This window comes from Candidatus Thiosymbion oneisti, from assembly GCF_900092655.1.
GTDB lineage: Bacteria > Pseudomonadota > Gammaproteobacteria > Chromatiales > Chromatiaceae > Thiosymbion > Thiosymbion oneisti.
Genome location: NZ_FLUY01000003.1, coordinates 1 through 1,035, shown reverse-complemented (window position 1 = coordinate 1,035; position 1,035 = coordinate 1). Strand labels below are relative to the sequence as shown.

The 1,035-nt window shown below is 66.7% G+C and carries 2 protein-coding genes; one reads left to right on the top strand and one right to left on the bottom strand.

Annotated elements, in window-relative coordinates; all coding sequences use genetic code 11:
* Positions 1-560: DUF2062 domain-containing protein (locus tag BQ17_RS00060; protein WP_369406445.1), on the top strand; the 560-nt coding region annotated here is incomplete at its 5' end.
* On the opposite strand, the gene BQ17_RS00055 is transcribed toward BQ17_RS00060, so the two are convergent.
* Positions 506-1,035: ABC transporter ATP-binding protein (locus tag BQ17_RS00055; protein ID WP_141699008.1), on the bottom strand; the 530-nt coding region annotated here is incomplete at its 5' end. The genes BQ17_RS00060 and BQ17_RS00055 overlap by 55 nt on opposite strands.

The following is a 1,035-nucleotide window of genomic DNA, read 5'->3' as shown; positions in this document are numbered from 1 at the left end:
GGAGCGGTGTGAAACAATGGCTGAAGCGGATTACGCCGAATCGGGCGCAGGTCCGCGAGCACAGGCAGCTACGCGTCTTCGGCAAGCGATTGCAAGACCCCGGTTTGTGGCATCTCAACCGGCGGTCCGTGGCGGGCGCCTTCGCGGTAGGGATGTTCGTCATGTATCTGCCGCCGCTGGGGCAACTCCTGATCGCCGCCGCCGGGGCCATTGTGTTCCGCGTCAACCTCCCCATCTCCGTGGCCCTGGTCTGGATCACCAATCCGGTCACCATACCGCCCATGTACTACTTCGCATACCTGGTGGGAGCTTGGATACTCGGGACGCCGGTGCACACCTTCAGCGTGGAGTATTGGCTCGAATGGCGCAACTGGCTGGACGTCCTCGCCCCTCTGACGGTCGGCGGATTGGTCTGCGGGGCCCTCTGCTCGGCGCTGGGCTATCTCGCGGTACAGGCCGCCTGGCGCTGGAACCTGGTACGTCGGATCCGTCTGCGCCGGACCCGCTACCGCGCCGCAGCCCCGGGGTTCAGTACCCCGTCGTCCAAACGCCAGACCTGATCCATACGCCGGGTCAAGCCGGTGTCGTGGGTAACGATCACCAAGCTGGTCCCGATTTCGGCATTGAGCGCCAGCATCAACGCATAGACCCGCTCGGCCGTATGTCGATCCAGGTTGCCGGTCGGTTCGTCCGCGAGCACGCAGGCCGGTCGCGTCACCAGGGCGCGGGCGATGGCGGCCCGCTGCCGCTCGCCGCCGGAGAGCTCCGCAGGTTTGTGCTCACCCCGATTTCCCAGACCCACCCGCTCCAGGACCTCTGTCGCCTGGGCTGCCGCCTGTGCCGGCTCCAGGCCCCGGATGAGCAAGGGCATGGCGACGTTCTCCAGGGCGCTGAACTCGGGCAATAGGTGATGGAACTGGTAGACGAAGCCCAGACTGCGGTTGCGGCGCAAGCCCCGCGTGCGTTCCGATAGGGAGGCCGCGTCCTGCCCTTCCCAGTAGACCTTGCCGGCCGAAGGCCGCTCCAAGGCCCCCA